The sequence below is a fragment of the Vibrio nitrifigilis genome (genome assembly GCF_015686695.1).
Classification (GTDB): domain Bacteria; phylum Pseudomonadota; class Gammaproteobacteria; order Enterobacterales; family Vibrionaceae; genus Vibrio; species Vibrio nitrifigilis.
The window spans coordinates 20,493-38,113 of the sequence record NZ_JADPMR010000001.1; the positions used below are offsets into that span (position 1 = coordinate 20,493).

Genomic DNA, 17,621 nt, shown 5'->3' on the forward strand with positions numbered 1-17,621 from the left:
TTATGGATTTAACCAATTTAAGCCAAGCGAAAGTGTTTGGCGGCTGGCACAAACAATATCAACACCATTCAGCTGTGCTCAACTGTGACATGCGCTTTGCCGTATTTCTTCCTCTTAAAGCCACATCTTCATCCCCTGTTCCCGTTTTATATTGGTTATCAGGCTTAACCTGTACTGATGAAAACTTTATGCAAAAGGCCGCGGCATTCCATAAAGCGGCAGAACTTGGTATCGCTATCGTGGCACCGGATACTAGCCCGCGCGGTGAAGGTGTACCCGATGATCCCGAAGGCAGTTACGACTTTGGTTTAGGCGCAGGTTTCTATCTTAATGCCACTCAAGAACCATGGAAGAAAAACTACCAAATGTATTCTTATGTGGTGGACGAGTTACCTAAGCTTATCGAAGCCAATTTCCCAATTACCGACAAACGTGCCATTGCTGGCCACAGCATGGGCGGACATGGGGCATTAACTATCGGCATACGTAATCCAGAACGTTATGTGTCCATTTCAGCATTCAGTCCAATTTGTCATCCAACAACGGTTCCTTGGGGTGAAAAGGCATTTCGTCACTATCTAGGAGAAGATAAATCAACGTGGCAACAATACGATGCCGTTGAATTACTCAAACACGCTTCGACTAAACTGCCTATTTTGGTAGACCAAGGTGATGCTGATGGCTTTTTAGAAGAACAGCTAAAACCACAAACATTAGTTGACGTTGCCCAAAAGCAACAAGTACCGCTGACGCTGCGGATGCAGCCAGGGTATGACCATAGCTATTTCTTTATTCAAACTTTTATTGGCGAGCACTTAGAATTTCACGCAGCTCGTTTGCTCGCTGAAGATTAACCATCTTGAGATAAAGTAGGACGATATATCGGCAAAACACCTCGTTGATATATCGTTTTTATTTCTATTGATTGTTCGCCAAACTGTTTATCGTTCCAACTTACCTTCAACTCGACTAACTTAAGATGAGCGTTCATCAAAGGGCTGACTCGCCAGTTCATCGTGTAAGTATCCACGACTGAATGGCCCGAATGTAACCGTTCATCAAACCATGTTTCTGAATAACTTTGCCGTTGCCACTCAGACAACTGTTCGTGAGCAACTTGGTACGCCTGCTGCTTAACCAGTGCCGCATCCTGATGTTGCAACAAATAAAGATGACTCTTCATTAAGCCCAGCACACTAAGTGAAATGAGCAACATCGTCACTAATACTTCGATTAGTCCTATTCCTTGATGGCGTTTAATATTCATAAAAGCCACCTTGGATTTGATACGCGATATCATTATGCCAATGTATCTGCTGCTCAACACGATAGTGTCCAACCAGACTTTCAAGTTGGCTATCTTGCCAATGTAACGACCCCTCTAGACCATATGATTGGCACACATCCAAATTGAAGTTTCTCCCCTGCTGCTTCAAGCCCTCTTTAGCACAGTTGACCATTCCTAAAGCCTGCCAGCGAGAATTCATCAATTGACCATAATTTTTAGCCTGCTTTAAGTGAAACAATTGCGTTTGGTAAGCCGTTGCAGTCAGAGCAAGTAATGCCATTAAAAGCAGGCTCACCACCAAAAGTAATGCTGCGCCACTCTGTTTCGATAAATATCCGGTCCTTGCTACCACGACCTTACCCCTTCTGGCGTAACAAAATATCCGTTCGTCACCCATTGGCTCCAATGGTTTGAAAACGCTATGTCAGGGTGTGACGTCAATGATGCTCGGTAATTAACTGTTATCGATTGACGAATCTCCATGCCTTGAGAAATAGCCTGACTATCGACGACAAAATCTTTTAATTTTATGTAGCTACCGTCGAATATTTGGTAACAAGGAGCGGTGCGGGTAGATTGAACGACTTCGCTGAAACTCAATAAAATGGCAGATTCCCGTTCACAAACGAGCAAGTTCTGATTTTCGGGATCATAACGATAAACAACATGAAAATAGGCAGCGGTGGTTACTTCATCAGGTTGAAAGTAGACCACACCAAAAGAGCGATGATCATTGCTGACCGCTACAACATGTGTGACATCTGTAAACGTGGCAGCTTTCCCCTCCTGCGAATTGTAACCCGCTCTATGCAGATCAATCGTTAAAGAGTGCAATGATTGCTCAACATGCTGTTGCAATACGAGAGGTTGTTGAAGAGTCAGTAACGAATGATGAGTTTGAAGAAAATAAGCGGATAAACTGGTTAACGCGAGTGAAGAAAGGGCAAGAGCCACCAAAATTTCCAATAATGAAAAGCCTTGAGATTTAGCAACTAGGATAACCATATACGGATTCCTCTTTACCACAAATTCGTAATCGGCCACCACCGTAAGAAGTAATAAGTTTCAATGCCTTATCTGAACTAATGAAAAACTCAAAGTGGCCATTACTTAGCTTTCCTCTTTGACCAAATAGTAATAGCTGCGCCTCAGCATATCGGGCATTAAGCGCCACATGAGGATACCTTGCACCATCTAAAATCAGTAATGGCTTACTGTTGAGGTTAGGGTTTTGCTCCGTTAATTCCAGCAACCATGCAGAGGTTCCATTAGTTCGAATTATCGAAATAGTGAGCGTTTGCCGTTGCTTTATCGACATGGCTTTTGCCGTATTAACAAATGCCGCTAGATCATGGGCTACGGACGTCATTCTCGTCTGTTGTAATAGATACCCCGAGCCCAGCCCACCAAGTAGCATTAATAAACTCACCACACATAGGCCAATCAATAGTTCCAATAAAGTAAACCCGCGACGCATTTCTCAGAAATCCTCACCACAACTAAAACGCAATCCACTAAAGTATCAGCCTATCAATAATGGTCTGGTTTAACGGCAGGTAAGAAAAAGGGCTGGAGATGATTCGTAAAAATGGCTGTAACGACGTATCCAATCAATCTCAGGGCATGACGCTGATCGAATTGTTGATTGTTGTGATCATTATCGGTGTATTAACCTCGGTGGCTTATCCAAGCTATAGCCAATATGTAAAGAAAAGCTACCGGCAACAAGTCATAAACGATATGGCAAGAATTCAGCTGTATATCGAGCAAAATAGGGAAAATCCAGATGCGATTATGGACAGCGGAATCTGCAACCAATTCTGCCGCACATCACCAGAACGTTATCGTATTGAAATAACAATATCACCTGATGACTACCTTATTTCTGCCATTCCTCAGGAAAGTAGCGGCCAACGTACAGATCGTTGTAATGGTGATACATACACTAGGTTAAGCCTTGCGGAATCTGGTGAGATTCACCCAGAAAAATGCTGGCAATAGCCAGGAAAGTCACCAAGATCAAAAAAGACCAGAGCGTTGCCGCACCTGGTCTTTTAGTATCGGATGGATACGATATCAATATTTAGCTAGTTAGGTCATCGAAGAATTTCTTCACACCTTTGAAGAAGCCTTCCGACTTGGGTTTGTGCTTATTGCCGTCCTCCCCCAAGCAAGAATCCTCCAATTCACGAAGCAATTCTTTCTGGCGAGCACTTAGCTTCACTGGGGTTTCAACTACCAGCTTCACAATCAAGTCACCTTGAGCTCCACCACGTACACTCTTAACCCCTTTACCACGCATACGGAACATACGGCCAGTTTGCGTTTCTTCAGGCACTTTCAAGTTAACTCGACCATCAAGAGTAGGTACTTCCACTTCACCACCTAATGCTGCCATACCAAAGCTAATTGGCACTTCACAATGTAGGTTGTTACCGTCACGTTCAAAAATCGCATGTTCTTTTACATGAACTTGAACATACAGGTCACCGGCTGGTGCGCCGTGTTCTCCAGCTTCACCTTCGCCTGATAAACGAATACGGTCGCCAGTGTCCACACCTGCTGGAATTTTAACGTTAAGTGTTTTCGTTTTTTGTACGCGACCTTCACCATGACAAGCATCACAAGGGTCTTTAATGATACTGCCTTTACCATGACAAGTTGGACAGGTTTGCTGCACAGTAAAGAAGCCTTGGCGCATCTGCACTTGACCATGACCATGACAAGTTGGACACGTTTGCGGTTGAGAGCCTTTTTTAGCGCCCGAGCCATGACATACTTCACACTCAACGAGCGTAGGAACTTCGATCTCTTTTGTGCAACCACGTACAGCTTCTTCGAGAGTGAGTTCCATATTGTAACGAAGATCTGCGCCACGTTGAGCACGGAAACCACCGCCGCCACCGCGACGACCACCGCCAAAAATATCACCAAATACATCGCCAAAGATGTCGCCAAAGTCCGCGCCACCGCCACCGAAGCCGCCGCCAAAGCCACCAGCACCACCACCGCCTTGTTCAAAGGCTGCATGGCCGTATTGGTCATACGCTGCTTTTTTCTGTGGATCGGTCAGAATTTCATACGCTTCTTTTACTTCTTTAAACTTATCCGCAGCACTTTCATCACCCGGATTACGGTCTGGGTGGTACTTCATCGCTAGACGTTTGTACGCCTTTTTAAGATCGCGCTCTGAGGCATCACGGCTAACGCCTAATACTTCGTAAAAATCACGTTTCGACATATTCTTAGTCACCAATTATTACTGCAAACGGGCTGAGCCGCTCGGTGTTTGTATTGATATAGATAAAGCATCTTGTCGGTCAATCCGACATACTTTTGCTCACATTTGCCTTATCTATAGCCACACTATGTGGACAAACATACGGGCGTAAGAGTTACCTCAAACGCCCGCATCAAACTTCATCACTCTTCATAAATCATAAAGAGTTATCGAAGTAGAAGCCTGTTTTAGAGGGTAAGTCCAGTCATAAAATCATGAACTTACCTAAACAAGCGCCTCGTTACTAACGATTATTTTTTATCGTCGTTAACTTCTTCGAATTCAGCATCAACAACGTCGTCATCAGAAGATGCAGATTGTTGTTCGCCTGCTTCAGCGCCTTGCTCTGCTTGAGCTTTTTGCTGAGCGATTTCCATTAATTTTTGAGATGCAGTCATCAGCGCTTGAACTTTCGCATCGATTTCAGCTTTGTCTGAACCGTTACGAGCTGTTTCAAGTTCTTTTACAGCTGCTTCAATTTTTTCTTTGTCTTCTGCTGGTAGAGCATCGCCTGCTTCAGCAACTTGTTTGTTTGTTGCGTGAATCATTTGGTCAGCTTGGTTACGTGCAGTCGCTAACTCTTCGAATTTTTTATCTTCTTCTTTGTTAGCTTCTGCTTCTTGAACCATTTTTTCGATGTCTTCATCACTTAGGCCACCGGAAGCTTGGATAGTGATGTTTTGTTCTTTACCAGTTTGTTTGTCTTTTGCAGACACGTGCAAGATACCATCCGCATCAAGGTCGAAAGTCACTTCGATTTGAGGCATACCACGTGGTGCAGGGTTAATGCCTTCTAGGTTGAACTGACCAAGAGACTTGTTGTAAGTCGCCTGCTTACGTTCACCTTGCAGTACGTGGATAGTCACTGCGCTTTGGTTGTCTTCTGCAGTTGAGAACACTTGGTGCGCTTTTGTTGGGATAGTTGTGTTTTTCTCAATCAGTTTAGTCATCACACCGCCCATGGTTTCGATACCAAGAGACAGAGGAGTTACGTCAAGAAGAAGAACGTCTTTTACGTCACCAGCAAGTACACCACCTTGAACTGCAGCACCCATTGCTACTGCTTCATCAGGGTTCACATCACGGCGAGCTTCTTTACCGAAGAATTCAGCAACCGCTTTACCAACCATAGGCATACGTGTTTGACCGCCAACCAAGATTACGTCAGTCACGTCACCTACAGATAGCTCTGCATCTGCTAGAGCTACTTTCATAGGCTCTAGAGAACGTTGTACTAGGTCTTCAACAAGAGACTCAAGTTTTGCACGAGTCACTTTGATATTCATGTGTTTTGGACCTGTTGCATCAGCAGTGATGTAAGGTAGGTTTACATCAGTTTGTTGTGCTGAAGACAGTTCAATTTTCGCTTTTTCTGCAGCTTCTTTAAGACGTTGCATTGCAAGCGGATCGTGTTTAAGTTCGATACCTTGCTCAGCTTTGAACTGCTCGGCCAAGTAGTTGATCAAGCGAGTATCAAAGTCTTCACCACCTAAGTGAGTGTCACCGTTGGTTGAAAGAACTTCGAATGTTTTCTCGCCATCTACTTCATCGATTTCGATGATTGAGATATCGAATGTACCACCACCAAGGTCGTATACAGCGATAGTGCGGTCACCGCCTTTTTGGTCAAGACCATAAGCAAGAGCAGCTGCTGTAGGTTCGTTGATGATACGTTTAACTTCTAGACCAGCGATACGGCCAGCATCTTTTGTTGCTTGACGTTGAGCATCGTTAAAGTAAGCAGGTACAGTGATTACTGCGCCAGTCACTTCTTCACCTAGGAAATCTTCTGCAGTTTTCTTCATTTTTTTCAAAACTTCTGCAGAAACTTGAGGTGCAGCCATTTTTTCACCGCGAGCTTCAACCCATGCATCGCCATTGTCAGCTTTAACAATTTTGTAAGGCATGATTTCGATGTCACGTTGAACTTCTTTATCTTCAAAGCGACGACCGATCAAACGCTTAATTGCGAATAGCGTGTTTTCAGGGTTTGTAACAGCTTGGCGTTTTGCAGGTTGACCAACCAGAGTTTCACCGTCTGTGTACGCGATGATAGAAGGAGTTGTACGTTCACCTTCTGCATTTTCAATTACGCGAGGTTTGTCGCCGTCTAGTACAGCAACACACGAGTTAGTAGTACCTAAGTCAATACCAATGATTTTACCCATCAGGCTATCTCCGAATAATTCAATTGTTCGTTTGGCTATATCCCCTTATGTGGGGATGGAGAATGGGCTTTCAACCCTTACTCACAAACTAAACTTTTAAGTTTGCTTCTCTATGCCCACATAGATAAGGGCATAAATATCCTTTTCAAGGGAACCAATGAAAAAAAAACCAATTTCTTCGTTTTTTTTCGCCAGATTCTCCGTGAAAGATGAATAATTCATCAATCTTAATCATTAAATGGAGGCTAATTGCTTTTTTTAAAGGATCTTTGAATGATAAAAATGAAATAAATGGCTAGGTTTTCCTCTAAAAATAATGAATCAAAAAACAATAGATACCCTCCTTTATTTATCACGTAACAAATTTTTTCATCCCTAATTTAGGTAAGACACATCCCTAATTTACCCCTACCTTATGTTGCCTTAGTACAAAAATTCGATTTTGTTCCACGCAAAATCGTGATCCAAACCGATTCTTTATTATCAAAAAACTGACTTTTCTATCATTTAAATGATTTTGATATTGATAATAATTCTCATTGCATTTATCGTTCAAAAATTGTCTATTCAATATCACTAATAAGGAAAGTCAGTAATGAACGATCAGTTCACCTCTCCAGCTTTCGGTAAACCGAGTTATCTTAAGTGGATCATCGCATCTGTATTAGGAACAGCGCCTCTCTTTTATGCTCCCCTCGCTGTCTCTGCAGAAAACACCAATTCGGTAGAAGCGATGGACACCATCACCGTTACTGGCGAAAAAACCAACAAAGATTTAAAACACACCACAACTGCCGTAACCGTTATTGATTCAGACCAACTTGCAAATGGTCAATACAAACAAATTAACGACATCGTCACTTTGGCACCAAACGTGGTTTCAGAGGGATTTGGTAACATTACCATTCGCGGTATTTCTGGTACTGGCGCAGCGACTGGTCAATATGCTTACCTAACTGGTAGCCGTTCACGAGTTGCTACTATTGTTGATGGCGTAACTCAACGTTGGACAGGTTATAGCTACTCTCCATCAGGTCTTTGGGATGCCAAAAGTGTTGAAGTATTGCGTGGTCCACAATCCACTTCACAAGGGACTAACGCGATTGGTGGTGCACTGGTTCAAACCACTAACGATCCAACTTATGAATACGAAGCCGCAGTTCGTGGCGGTTTAGAAAACTACGAAAATGGCAACTTTAAAAAGAACATGGCAGTCATGTTCAATGCGCCTATTATCGATAATGAATTGGCATGGCGTGTTGCTGTCGATGGTTCAACTGGTGAAGGCTGGTTAAACTACGCTCAAAATGATGATGAGCTAGACACTGGCCCGGATGTCAATGATGCTAAAAACTTAAATGTTCGCTCTAAGTTACTTTGGGAACCTAGCGCGATCCCTGGTCTATCCGCCAAACTGACTTACAACTACCATAAGTATAAAGGTGAATTCCTGACTTGGGTAAATGACAGTGATGACGATTACGGCTCTCAAACTCAAACTTTAGCCAGCACCCAAAACGGTAACACTCGTATTCAGGATACGTCCATCCATACAATTGCCACCGATATCAATTATGATTTTGATAATGGTATTTCTAACTTACTGCACATGGATTACCAGTTAGATCATATTACGTTCTACCAATATCCATTAAATAAAACTCAGTTAGATAACAAACTATATACCTTCACGTTGGATGACCGTGTTAACTTTGCAGTACCTGGTTCAGCATGGTCTGGCATGACTGGTTTGTATTTCCAACATGAGAAAAATAATTTTACTGTTGATAATGCGATGAGTTCCTACACCAGTTTTGATAGCTCGGCGAAAAACCAAGTATCTGCTATTTACGGAGAAGCAACTTACGCACTTACTCCTGTATGGAATTTGATTGGTGGTGGTCGTTTAGAGCACAACACCACTGACCGTGACATGGTGTACAACCCAAGAGGAACATCTGCGCACGATATTGATCAAGATGACAGCGACACCATATTCCTGCCTAAAGTCGGTATGACTTACGATGTCACCGACAGCACCACAGTGGGTGGTAACATTCGTCGTGGTTATAACGCAGGTGGAGCAGGTGCGACTATGTCCACTGGTGTTTACTATCAATATTCAAAAGAAACGGTTTGGGCTTATGAGTTAACCTCTAAAACTCAGTTTGGTAACCGCGCAAGCTTAGCAACAAACTTGTTCTATAACGATTACAGTGATTACCAAGCACAATCAAACTCAATCATCACTAACGTTGATTCATCACACACATACGGTATCGAACTAGAAGGGACGTATTGGGCAACCGATAACCTAATGCTGCGTACTGGTGCCGGTTTGATGAACTCTAAAATCGACAATAACAACGCAGGTGACGGTGACGAACTACCATATGCACCACACACTAACGTAAGTGTTGGTTTCACTCAGTACATTGGCGAAAACTTCTCGTTCGGAGCTGATGCGAAATACGTAGGTGAATACTACTCAGATCTAGATAACGACAGCGACTACAAAGCTGGCGATTACATGACTGCTGATGCACGCCTAAGTTACACTTGGGGTAATTTAACTATCGATAGCTACATTAAAAACCTTGCTAACGCAGATATTATCCTACTTAAATCAAGTAGCCCTGTACGCGCTTCTGTAGGCCAAACCCGTACTTACGGCTTGAACCTTACTTACAAAATGTAATTAATTGACTGCCTGTCAATAAAACTAAAGGCGACTGCATTCATTGCAGTCGCCTTTCTTGTTGGTATTCATACCCATTTCACTGTTTTCAGCCAATAAAAAAGGCTAGGTAATTTTCCTAGCCCTTTCCGTCAGCTCAGTGTTTGTTCGAACAAAAAGTTATTTAGACACCATAACCATTGCTGGACGAATCACACGACCATTCAATTCGTAGCCTTTTTGCATCACAAACATCACTGTATTTGGTTCATGATCTGGGCTTTCTTGAATCGACATTGCCTGATGAAATTCAGGATTAAAGGTTTCACCTTCAGGGTTGATCTCTTTAACGCCAAATTTAGCGATAGTATCAACGAAAGTTTTGTGTGTTAGTTCAACACCTTCAAGTAGTGGCTTCACTACTTCATTTTCAGCGTCAGCGGCTTGAATCGCACGCTCTAGGTTATCGACAATCGGCAGTAACTCTTCTGCAAAACGATTCAACGCATATTTACGTGCTTTATCGATTTCTTGCTCTGTACGACGACGCATGTTTTCCACGTCCGCCTTCGCACGAAGTACAGACTCTTGCTGTTCCTTCACACGATCTTCACTAGCCAATAACGCCGCTTCTAACTGAGCAATTTTATCTTCTTGCTCATCAACGACTTCACCTTCTTGGGCAGCCTCTTCATTCCAATCGATATCAGCATCAGTACCTACGGCTTCAGCTTCAACCTCAACCGCTTGCTCTTGCTGCAGCTCTTCTTCTTGGATTTTGTTTTCTTCGTTGCTCATGATATCTCCAGAATTCCACTCTCTATGTGGTTAGGAATTGAATTCTCGTACGTTTCGTGACACAAAAATTCGCATAAAAGTATGACTTGCCTTTATTATGGGGATGAAGATTTCTGATTCAAGCCTAAATAGGTTGGAAAACACATGAAAAAACCATTTGAAGTGATCGCCATCATTGGTAAACCACGAGATCAGCACGCAATTCAAACGCACAGTGAACTTTACCAGTGGTTAACTTCCCTTGGTTATCCTGTATTTATTGATGACCGTTTGGCCGATATATTACCGGACATACCAGAAAAGCAATTTGCGCCTATTTTAGATTTAGGGAAGAAGGCCGATTTAGCCATCGTGGTTGGTGGCGATGGAAACATGTTAGGCGCTGCCCGAGTGCTCTCTCGTTTCGATATATCCGTTATTGGTGTAAACCGAGGTAATCTTGGTTTCTTAACCGACCTTAATCCCGATGAAGTATGTGAAGGTCTAAAAAATGTGCTTGATGGCGAATACCTTGAAGAAGATCGCTTCTTGCTCGAAGCCGAAGTACATCGCCACGGACAAATTAAAAGTCATAATTCAGCGTTGAACGAAGCCGTGTTACATCCGGGTAAAATTGCCCGCATGATTGAATTTGAAGTGTACATTGATAATAACTTTGCATTTTCACAACGTTCTGATGGATTGATTGTCTCAACACCTACAGGTTCAACCGCTTATTCACTCTCCGGCGGTGGCCCTATTTTATCGCCAAGCTTAAATGCGATCACATTGGTGCCAATGTTTCCACACACCTTGTCGTGTCGCCCGTTAGTCGTGGATGGTAATCGCCGAATTAAATTGGTCGTTTCGCCGAACAACTCTCTCAATCAAGAAGTGAGCTGTGATGGGCAAGTGACACTTCCTGTTTCACCGGGTGATGAAGTACACGTCTATCAAAGCCCCAATGTATTAAAATTGATTCATCCAAAAGATTACAACTACTACCACGTGTTGCGAAACAAACTGGGTTGGTCAAGCAAACTGTTTTAACAACCACATTCGCCGCTCATTAAAACAAAAGAAGGACTTTGGTCCTTCTTTTGTCATTTTGAGCCAGTTCACACTTTTATAATCCGTGTGATTTCTCTGCTCAATAAACCAGAAAAATTTCATCTGATCATCTTTACTGTATAAAGAAACAGTATATACTGTTTTCTTATACAGTATTGTTCAACTATACAGGTGCAATAAAATGCTGGCTCATCTAAGTGTAAATAACTTCGCAATTGTGAAATCTTTGCAACTTGAACTCGCATCAGGCATGACCACCATTACAGGTGAAACCGGTGCGGGTAAATCTATCGCTATTGATGCTTTAGGCTTATGTCTTGGCGCACGCGCCGAAGCCAGCATTGTCCGACAAGGTGAAGACAAAACTGAAGTCTGCGCCACCTTTATTCTCGATAACAACGTCAACGCTACCCGCTGGCTTGAGGATAACGACCTTCTTGACGGTAACGAATGTATTTTACGTCGCACCATTACCAAAGAAGGACGTTCTCGTGCGTTTGTTAACGGCAGCCCAGTGCCACTTTCGCAACTGAAAGCACTTGGCCAGCTACTGATCAATATTCATGGTCAACATGCTCACCAGCAATTGATGAAAAATGAATATCAGCTCACCATGCTTGATCAATATGCAGGCCACACTGAACTGTTGAAAAAAACACGCCTCAACTACCAAGATTGGCGCCAAGCCAACAACCAATTAAAACAACTCAAAGAGAATAGCCAGCAAAACCTAGCTCAGCTACAACTCCTCGAATACCAAATTAAAGAGCTCAATGAACTTGCCATTGGTGAAGAGGAGTTTGCTGAACTGGAACAAGAATATAAACGCTTATCTAATAGCGGCGATCTTGCGATTAACTGTCAGAAAGCCATAGAGCTGATTTATGAAGGTGAAGAGGTCAATGCCTTAAGCATTCTCCAATCAGCCAGTAGCACCCTGATAGAGCTCGCAGAATTGGACAATACACTTGCGTCTCTACCTAATATGGTGGCAGAGGCAATGATTCAGCTTGAAGAAGCCAACAACGAACTACGTAACTATCTAGATGGCATCGATGTCGATCCCGAACGTATGGCATATGTTGAGCAACGCTATTCACGCATTATGTCTCTCGCTCGCAAACATCATGTGCAACCGGAAGAGCTGTATAACCACCATCAAGATTTACTCAACCAAATTTCTGCCTTGGATTGCTCCGATGAAAAAATGGCGCAATACGAAGAAGAAGTAGAAGAAAAGTACCAACGTTTTATCAAGCAAGCGGAAAAACTGCATAAATCACGTTGTCGCTATGCTAAAGAGCTCGATAAATTGATTTCGCAGAGTATGCATGAACTGAGTATGGAAAAAGCTCAATTTAAAATTGAAGTGAATAACCAAGGGCACCCATCTCCGTTAGGATTTGATGCCGTCACATTCTTGGTTTCCACCAACCCAGGACAACCTGTTCAACCTATTGCGAAAGTAGCATCTGGAGGTGAGCTATCACGTATGTCACTAGCAATCCAAGTGATTACTGCACAAAAAGTGGACACCCCTAGTCTAATTTTCGATGAAGTTGACGTGGGCATTTCCGGTCCAACTGCCGCAGTTGTTGGGCGAATGCTGCGTAAACTGGGCGAATCAACCCAAGTATTATGTGTCACTCACCTTCCTCAAGTTGCAGGTTGTGGTCATAACCAGATGTTTGTCGCCAAACAGACCAAAGGTGGAATGACGGAAACTCAAATGCTCAAACTCAACGAAGAGCAGCGTATTGAAGAATTAGCACGCTTATTAGGTGGCAGCCAAATTACAGAAACCACCTTAGCAAACGCTAAAGAACTATTGATTGCTGCATAATTCTGCGCATCTTGTTTGAGAAACATGACTAATCAATAAGTAACCATCTTTAAAAGAGCAGGTTTATCCTGCTCTTATCTTCGCTTTACGCTTGTATACCCCCACCTTTTTCTTTAAAAAAAGCGAGTTTTTTTGTCATTCTTTGCAACCAAACGCAAAATTCGCAGTCTTAAATTGCTCAGGGAACGTTTGAAGTTTTTACTTCTGCTTCAAGCTTGTTTATTATCAGCCAAGTTTTTGAGTCCAATAAATACAGAATTTTGAATATGCAGTTTACCAAGTGGCTTATCGCCCTCCCTTTAGCCGTGACAGCATTGTCTGGCTGCTCAGTTGTAGAACGTTTGGTTTACCGAATCGACATCAACCAAGGAAACTATATTGAACAAAGCGAAGTGAATCAGCTGAAGTTTGGTATGTCTAAAGAACAAGTGCGTTACGTGTTAGGTTCACCAATGTTGGTAGAAAACGGCTACCCAAATACTTGGTACTACATTTATCACCACAAACCAGGACACGGTGACGTGGTGCAGAAAAACCTCATCGTAAACTTTAACAACTCAGGAAAGTTGGTGAAAATCGCGGGAGACTATAAAACTGGCGACAACTTTTTCGAGGGAATCAACTAGAAGTCAAAAACAGCAACGCACGCTGTTATCTTGATTGGACTGCCTGCACGTTTGGGCAGTGTGCTCAAAAGCCAATACCAACAAAAAGCTCGCTTCAATCAGCGAGCTTTTTTAGTATTTGAAAATTGGTATTACTATTTATTATTCGCTTGCGCTTTGGCTTGTTCAGCTCGTTTGCGGCGAATTTCTTTAGGGTCGGCGATTAGCGGCCGATAAATTTCAATCCGATCTCTATCACGTACAGTGGCATCTAGCTTCACATTACGAGAAAAGACCCCAACCTTATTTTTCGATAAATCAATCTCAGGGTACATCTCTAGCAGTCCAGATTTATTAATAATCTCTTCTACCGTCAGATCACTTTTCACAACTAAGTTGATGACTCGCTGCTCATGAGGCAACGCATAAACCACTTCTACATGAATCATGTCACTATCGCTGTTCACGATTAATACACCTGTTTTGCTCGTTGGGTAAACGCATTCACCATATTATTGGTCAATTCATTAAAAATCTTACCAAAGACCATCTCAATCATTTTGCTAGAGAACTCAAATTCTAACTTGAGTTCCACTTTGCATGCATGCTCATCAAGCGGGGTAAAATACCAACCGCCCTTTAACGATTTAAATGGACCATCCACCAAATCCATGAGGATCGCTTCGCCGTCACGTAATTCATTACGTGTCACAAAGGTCTTTTTAATACCTGCCTTCGATACATCGACCGACGCCACCATCTTTTCATTGGTGGACTCAATAACCCGCGACCCAGAACACCCCGGAAGAAACTCAGGATAGCTCGCGACATCGTTGACCAGATGAAACATCTGCTCTGCACTGAAAGAGACTAACGCAGAACGACTTACTTGATTCATCTATACTCCTCATGATTTTCCCAGACAGTCCGGCGCAGCGATTGTACTGGCATCCCTCACATTGCTCAAGTTTCTGCCATAAATACCTCAATCAAGATGCTGCGCCCCTTGAAAAGAAAAAAATTGCCCTCAACTTAAAGGTAAGCCGAAAAGCGCACTGAACAAGGTCGCTTCATAAAATCAAAGAACGAAACCTACACCGTTTCCAATGCTTGTATTAGTTGTTACGTAAACAGGCAAAAAGAGTTCATTGACAGAATGAGACACCAAGTATCAAGATAAAGAAAAGCGTTTTCATCACCTTAACTAATCCGTATAATGCGCCCACTATGGCAAAGAAGAAATCAAAAGATAAAGCGGGTAGCAATACTATCGCGCTAAACAAAAAAGCTCGTCACGAGTATTTCATCGAAGATGAAATCGAAGCGGGAATCGAGCTTCAAGGCTGGGAAGTTAAGTCACTTCGCCAGGGCAAAGCGAATATCGCAGAAAGTTATGTCTATCTGCGTGACGGAGAAGCATTTATCTCTGGTATGAGTATCATTCCATTGCAACAAGCTTCAACTCACGTAGTCGCTAACCCAACGCGCATTCGTAAACTGTTATTATCACGTCGCGAACTAGACAATCTGTTTGGTCGAGTTAACCGCGAAGGGATGACACTGGTTGCCACAGCAATGTATTGGTCTCGCTCTTGGGCAAAAATCAAGATCGGTGTGGCGAAGGGTAAAAAACTTCACGACAAACGTGACACCCTGAAAGAACAAGATTGGCAACGTCAAAAAGCACGAATTATGAAAAGTGGATTGCGTTAATTGTAACCACTTGAACTTAGGGAGCTAGACAGAAATTTAGATTCTGTTAGTATGCTCCTTAACAACCTGGGGCTGATTTAGGATTCGACGGGAATTTTGCAGTCTGAGGTGCATGCCGAGGTGCGGTAGGCCTCGTTAACAAACCGCAAAAAAATAGTCGCAAACGACGAAAACTACGCACTAGCAGCTTAATAACCTGCTAAGAGCCCATCTGCCCTAGCCTCCGCTTGTAGGACGGGGAGTTCAGATGGTCAAACCCAAACAAGCTGGCGTGGATTCCCCCACCTGAGGGATGAAGCGTAAGATATAATTCAGGTTAGCCATTCGTTAGCGTGTCGGTTCGCAGGCGGTGGTGAAATTAAAGATCGACTAAGCATGTAGTACCAAAGATGAATGATTTTCGGACGCGGGTTCAACTCCCGCCAGCTCCACCAATCGATTGGAAGGCCGCTAACTCAATGAGTTAGCGGCCTTTTGTTTTCTTGCCATTTGTAGTTCAAATAAATTTAGGTCACTAACGATCCTGTAACAGCCAGTATCAGCTGTTTAATTGAATGGTAGTTTCATACCATGACGCGCTCTAACGAGGCGTCAAGCGCTCGCTGGGAGGAAATAGGCCTACTATCAATCACTGTTGTACTTCACTTTGGACCCAAGCCACTGCACGTGCGCCTAACGAAATGGATTGAGGAAAGTATCCTTGCCCTATCAATTGGTACACATACGAGCGACTAAGCCCCGTCATCGCCATGACTTCTTTTAATCGAATCAAACAGATTGGTTGGTATTGCATATCATCACCTTTCGCTATTGGATTAGTTCGGGGTGATGATATATATGTGAGATTATTTAAACTCTAGAAACAACAAAGCCGCTATTAAGCGGCTTTGATAAATGATGTTTGATTTTAACGACAAACGCGCTGATCAGCTTTTGCAATCATTTCTTGCTGTTCTTTGATCGTTTCTCTTACCACTTTATCGAAGAGTTTACGTTTCTCACTTGATGAAGCATGACGAATAAAATCAGAGAAAGGTGTGGATTTAACCTTTTCACGTTTAGTACCGATCATCCTTTCCTCCTTATGATTGTTGTAATCCGACGATGGTTTCTAAAGATTGGCGATTGTACTTTTTGCGTAACAATGCGTCAATATCAGTCACATTAAAATGAGGCCTTTCGTTCTTGCCGTCAATATTTTTTTCAATGAACATAATATCGATATCAGAACCAAATATGTTCTTCAATTCACTAACCACTTGTTGTGATTGCATAAATTGAGTCACAAACACTTCTTCTGGAACTCTTCGCCCTTCAACTTTCTCTCGAGCTTTCACCAAGCGCCATGCTTGCTCTGGTTCCTGGTAGACAAAGATAATTTGCACAAACCTTCCACGCTTTAAAGAACGTTCGATATTGACCTTTGCTTTTTCAAAGCTAGACAATGTTGAATCCAAGATAAAGCTAACGTCTTTGTGTAACGCACGATCGTGAATCGCTTCAACCAGAAGAGTAGCAGCTCTTTGGAATAATGGTGAATTCTCACCATGATAATCCTCGAACTCTTTGCGAAGCTCATCATTTTCGATATGAACTAGCGACATACCACTTTGAGTTTTAAACATACTCAAAATATTACGCGCTGTTTCAGTTTTTCCAGCTCCAGGAGAACCCGCCATAAAAACAGATACCGCAGACTCTTCCTGAGGCAAATGGTCCACCATCTTTTTAGCTAGAGCCTTTTTCATTTTTTTAGCTTCAGCGATTGCCTTATCGATAATCTCTTGATCATTCATTGCGTGTATCCCATGACAAATTACTGGTTAGCTCTCTGCATAAACAAACGTACAGAATTAATAACTCCAATCTTCATACACCAATGGTAAGCTGTTAAGCAAGCTACGAGGTTCTCTCCAGTTAAGCATAAATCGCTCCATCGGATGTTTGAATCGATCATTATGGTTACGTTCCAGTAAATGGACCATCTCATGAACCAAAATGTATTCTAAACATTCAGGCGGTTTCTTTGCCAACTCTGAATTGAGCCAAAGACGCTTGGCTTGAATGTTACAGCTCCACCAGCAACAAATGTACCGTAGTTAATCCCACCAGTTCGGCTAACCATAGCAAAATGCGCTAACGATTCCATATTTGGAACGATGAGCGACGAGATTTACATGTTCATACTGGCGCTGTCCG

20 protein-coding genes and 1 other RNA gene are annotated in these 17,621 nt (G+C 42.7%); 8 read left to right on the forward strand and 13 right to left on the reverse strand.

Going from position 1 to position 17,621, the window contains the following annotated elements; genetic code table 11:
* The first annotated feature begins 2 nt into the window (after window positions 1-2).
* Window positions 3-854 carry an S-formylglutathione hydrolase gene (gene fghA, locus I1A42_RS00085; protein ID WP_196122167.1) on the forward strand — a complete coding sequence of 284 codons (852 nt, stop codon included), beginning with the start codon at window positions 3-5 and terminating at the stop codon, window positions 852-854.
* Here fghA and I1A42_RS00090 read toward each other — a convergent pair.
* From I1A42_RS00090 to I1A42_RS00105, 4 genes are read right to left on the reverse strand one after another with little or no spacing between them, the layout of a single operon-like run.
* Window positions 851-1,267: a type IV pilus modification PilV family protein gene (locus tag I1A42_RS00090; RefSeq protein ID WP_196122169.1), complete on the reverse strand. Its 417-nt coding sequence runs from the start codon at window positions 1,265-1,267 to the stop codon at window positions 851-853. The two genes, fghA and I1A42_RS00090, sit on opposite strands and share 4 nt — an antisense overlap.
* On the reverse strand, window positions 1,257-1,640 hold the full coding sequence (locus tag I1A42_RS00095) for a hypothetical protein (protein WP_196122171.1): 384 nt from the start codon (window positions 1,638-1,640) through the stop codon (window positions 1,257-1,259). Before I1A42_RS00095 ends, I1A42_RS00090 begins: the two co-directional genes overlap by 11 nt.
* Window positions 1,634-2,293 carry a prepilin-type N-terminal cleavage/methylation domain-containing protein gene (locus I1A42_RS00100; RefSeq protein ID WP_196122173.1) on the reverse strand — a complete coding sequence of 220 codons (660 nt, stop codon included), beginning with the start codon at window positions 2,291-2,293 and terminating at the stop codon, window positions 1,634-1,636. The genes I1A42_RS00095 and I1A42_RS00100 overlap by 7 nt, the downstream gene beginning before the upstream one ends.
* Window positions 2,274-2,765: a GspH/FimT family pseudopilin gene (locus tag I1A42_RS00105; protein ID WP_196122175.1), complete on the reverse strand. Its 492-nt coding sequence runs from the start codon at window positions 2,763-2,765 to the stop codon at window positions 2,274-2,276. Before I1A42_RS00105 ends, I1A42_RS00100 begins: the two co-directional genes overlap by 20 nt.
* 98 nt (window positions 2,766-2,863) lie before the next feature.
* Between I1A42_RS00105 and I1A42_RS00110 the strand changes: the two genes are divergently transcribed.
* Window positions 2,864-3,289 carry a type IV pilin protein gene (locus tag I1A42_RS00110; RefSeq protein ID WP_230389315.1) on the forward strand — a complete coding sequence of 142 codons (426 nt, stop codon included), beginning with the start codon at window positions 2,864-2,866 and terminating at the stop codon, window positions 3,287-3,289.
* 82 nt (window positions 3,290-3,371) lie between these two features.
* Here the strand turns inward: I1A42_RS00110 and dnaJ are convergent, their stop codons facing one another.
* Window positions 3,372-4,529, reverse strand: coding sequence for a molecular chaperone DnaJ (gene dnaJ / locus I1A42_RS00115; RefSeq protein ID WP_161157306.1), 1,158 nt, complete (start codon window positions 4,527-4,529; stop codon window positions 3,372-3,374).
* Window positions 4,530-4,819: 290 nt separating this feature from the next.
* A complete protein-coding gene (gene dnaK / locus I1A42_RS00120) occupies window positions 4,820-6,736 on the reverse strand; it encodes a molecular chaperone DnaK (RefSeq protein ID WP_161157307.1) in 1,917 nt (638 codons plus the stop codon).
* Window positions 6,737-7,331: 595 nt separating this feature from the next.
* Between dnaK and I1A42_RS00125 the strand changes: the two genes are divergently transcribed.
* Window positions 7,332-9,434: a TonB-dependent receptor gene (locus I1A42_RS00125; protein WP_196122177.1), complete on the forward strand. Its 2,103-nt coding sequence runs from the start codon at window positions 7,332-7,334 to the stop codon at window positions 9,432-9,434.
* 159 nt (window positions 9,435-9,593) lie between these two features.
* Here I1A42_RS00125 and grpE read toward each other — a convergent pair whose 3' ends face one another.
* Window positions 9,594-10,211, reverse strand: coding sequence for a nucleotide exchange factor GrpE (gene grpE / locus I1A42_RS00130; RefSeq protein ID WP_161157309.1), 618 nt, complete (start codon window positions 10,209-10,211; stop codon window positions 9,594-9,596).
* Window positions 10,212-10,355: 144 nt separating this feature from the next.
* Between grpE and nadK the strand changes: the two genes are divergently transcribed.
* The 3 genes from nadK to bamE all read left to right on the forward strand — a co-directional run bounded on the left by nadK (window position 10,356) and on the right by bamE (window position 13,730).
* Window positions 10,356-11,240 (forward strand): NAD(+) kinase, encoded by an 885-nt coding sequence (gene nadK / locus I1A42_RS00135; protein WP_161157310.1) that lies wholly within the window; start codon window positions 10,356-10,358, stop codon window positions 11,238-11,240.
* A gap of 202 nt (window positions 11,241-11,442) precedes the next feature.
* Complete coding sequence (gene recN, locus I1A42_RS00140) at window positions 11,443-13,104, forward strand: DNA repair protein RecN (RefSeq protein ID WP_196122179.1); 1,662 nt, start codon at window positions 11,443-11,445, stop codon at window positions 13,102-13,104.
* A 266-nt stretch (window positions 13,105-13,370) separates the two neighbouring features.
* Entirely contained in the window at window positions 13,371-13,730 is a 360-nt protein-coding gene (bamE, locus tag I1A42_RS00145) for an outer membrane protein assembly factor BamE (protein WP_196122182.1), read from the forward strand.
* Window positions 13,731-13,864: 134 nt separating this feature from the next.
* Here bamE and I1A42_RS00150 read toward each other — a convergent pair whose 3' ends face one another.
* Window positions 13,865-14,176, reverse strand: a complete 312-nt coding sequence (locus I1A42_RS00150; RefSeq protein WP_196122184.1) for an RnfH family protein — start codon at window positions 14,174-14,176, stop codon at window positions 13,865-13,867.
* Window positions 14,177-14,178: 2 nt separating this feature from the next.
* Window positions 14,179-14,607: an SRPBCC family protein gene (locus tag I1A42_RS00155; RefSeq protein ID WP_161157314.1), complete on the reverse strand. Its 429-nt coding sequence runs from the start codon at window positions 14,605-14,607 to the stop codon at window positions 14,179-14,181.
* Window positions 14,608-14,936: 329 nt separating this feature from the next.
* Here I1A42_RS00155 and smpB point away from each other — a divergent pair, with 329 nt between their 5' ends.
* Together smpB and ssrA are read left to right on the forward strand one after the other, a co-directional pair.
* On the forward strand, window positions 14,937-15,422 hold the full coding sequence (gene smpB, locus I1A42_RS00160) for an SsrA-binding protein SmpB (protein WP_161157315.1): 486 nt from the start codon (window positions 14,937-14,939) through the stop codon (window positions 15,420-15,422).
* A gap of 68 nt (window positions 15,423-15,490) precedes the next feature.
* Window positions 15,491-15,856: a transfer-messenger RNA gene (ssrA, locus tag I1A42_RS00165) on the forward strand.
* 194 nt (window positions 15,857-16,050) lie between these two features.
* On the opposite strand, the gene I1A42_RS00170 is transcribed toward ssrA, so the two are convergent.
* The 4 genes from I1A42_RS00170 to I1A42_RS00185 form a co-directional block, all read right to left on the reverse strand.
* Window positions 16,051-16,215: a helix-turn-helix transcriptional regulator gene (locus I1A42_RS00170; RefSeq protein WP_230389316.1), complete on the reverse strand. Its 165-nt coding sequence runs from the start codon at window positions 16,213-16,215 to the stop codon at window positions 16,051-16,053.
* Window positions 16,216-16,329: 114 nt separating this feature from the next.
* Window positions 16,330-16,494 carry a hypothetical protein gene (locus tag I1A42_RS00175; RefSeq protein WP_162841936.1) on the reverse strand — a complete coding sequence of 55 codons (165 nt, stop codon included), beginning with the start codon at window positions 16,492-16,494 and terminating at the stop codon, window positions 16,330-16,332.
* A 10-nt stretch (window positions 16,495-16,504) separates the two neighbouring features.
* On the reverse strand, window positions 16,505-17,218 hold the full coding sequence (locus I1A42_RS00180) for a zeta toxin family protein (protein ID WP_196122186.1): 714 nt from the start codon (window positions 17,216-17,218) through the stop codon (window positions 16,505-16,507).
* Window positions 17,219-17,275: 57 nt separating this feature from the next.
* Window positions 17,276-17,512, reverse strand: a complete 237-nt coding sequence (locus I1A42_RS00185; protein ID WP_161158120.1) for a YgjP-like metallopeptidase domain-containing protein — start codon at window positions 17,510-17,512, stop codon at window positions 17,276-17,278.
* Window positions 17,513-17,621: the final 109 nt, after the last annotated feature.

Excerpts from the sequence above, each read along its gene's own strand:
- fghA (WP_196122167.1), top strand. The coding sequence starts at position 3 with ATGGATTTAACCAATTTAAGCCAAGCGAAAGTGTTTGGCGGCTGGCAC.
- I1A42_RS00090 (WP_196122169.1), bottom strand. The coding sequence starts at position 1,267 with ATGAATATTAAACGCCATCAAGGAATAGGACTAATCGAAGTATTAGTG.
- I1A42_RS00100 (WP_196122173.1), bottom strand. The coding sequence starts at position 2,293 with ATGGTTATCCTAGTTGCTAAATCTCAAGGCTTTTCATTATTGGAAATT.
- I1A42_RS00105 (WP_196122175.1), bottom strand. The coding sequence starts at position 2,765 with ATGCGTCGCGGGTTTACTTTATTGGAACTATTGATTGGCCTATGTGTG.
- I1A42_RS00110 (WP_230389315.1), top strand. The coding sequence starts at position 2,864 with ATGATTCGTAAAAATGGCTGTAACGACGTATCCAATCAATCTCAGGGC.
- dnaJ (WP_161157306.1), bottom strand. The coding sequence starts at position 4,529 with ATGTCGAAACGTGATTTTTACGAAGTATTAGGCGTTAGCCGTGATGCC.
- dnaK (WP_161157307.1), bottom strand. The coding sequence starts at position 6,736 with ATGGGTAAAATCATTGGTATTGACTTAGGTACTACTAACTCGTGTGTT.
- I1A42_RS00125 (WP_196122177.1), top strand. The coding sequence starts at position 7,332 with ATGAACGATCAGTTCACCTCTCCAGCTTTCGGTAAACCGAGTTATCTT.
- grpE (WP_161157309.1), bottom strand. The coding sequence starts at position 10,211 with ATGAGCAACGAAGAAAACAAAATCCAAGAAGAAGAGCTGCAGCAAGAG.
- nadK (WP_161157310.1), top strand. The coding sequence starts at position 10,356 with ATGAAAAAACCATTTGAAGTGATCGCCATCATTGGTAAACCACGAGAT.
- recN (WP_196122179.1), top strand. The coding sequence starts at position 11,443 with ATGCTGGCTCATCTAAGTGTAAATAACTTCGCAATTGTGAAATCTTTG.
- bamE (WP_196122182.1), top strand. The coding sequence starts at position 13,371 with ATGCAGTTTACCAAGTGGCTTATCGCCCTCCCTTTAGCCGTGACAGCA.
- I1A42_RS00155 (WP_161157314.1), bottom strand. The coding sequence starts at position 14,607 with ATGAATCAAGTAAGTCGTTCTGCGTTAGTCTCTTTCAGTGCAGAGCAG.
- smpB (WP_161157315.1), top strand. The coding sequence starts at position 14,937 with ATGGCAAAGAAGAAATCAAAAGATAAAGCGGGTAGCAATACTATCGCG.
- I1A42_RS00170 (WP_230389316.1), bottom strand. The coding sequence starts at position 16,215 with ATGCAATACCAACCAATCTGTTTGATTCGATTAAAAGAAGTCATGGCG.
- I1A42_RS00175 (WP_162841936.1), bottom strand. The coding sequence starts at position 16,494 with ATGATCGGTACTAAACGTGAAAAGGTTAAATCCACACCTTTCTCTGAT.
- I1A42_RS00180 (WP_196122186.1), bottom strand. The coding sequence starts at position 17,218 with ATGAATGATCAAGAGATTATCGATAAGGCAATCGCTGAAGCTAAAAAA.